Source organism: Nostoc sp. CALU 1950, from assembly GCF_051172895.1.
GTDB classification, from domain to species: domain Bacteria; phylum Cyanobacteriota; class Cyanobacteriia; order Cyanobacteriales; family Nostocaceae; genus Nostoc; species Nostoc edaphicum_A.
The window spans coordinates 1-229 of record NZ_JBDNJQ010000502.1; the positions used below are offsets into that span (position 1 = coordinate 1).

The following is a 229-nucleotide window of genomic DNA, read 5'->3' on the forward strand; positions in this document are numbered from 1 at the left end:
ATTGACGCTTTGATCTTACTTATCCATGACCCACAGGTTGATAGTTATATTCGTATACAGGCGGCAGAAAGCTTAGGGAAAATCAGCGTTGGCAACAAAATAGCGATTGAAGCTTTGATTTCACTTATCCGTGACCTACAGGTTAATAGTTATATTCGTATACAGGCGGCAGAAAGCTTAATAGAAATTGACCCTGGTAACCAAACGGCGATTGAAGGGTTGATAGCAC

Annotated in this window: 1 protein-coding gene; it reads left to right on the forward strand. The window is 41.0% G+C overall.

Going from position 1 to position 229, the window contains the following annotated elements; translation table 11 throughout:
- Positions 1–229 (forward strand): HEAT repeat domain-containing protein (locus ABF638_RS38555; protein WP_435027977.1); only part of this gene is annotated, 229 nt, incomplete at both ends.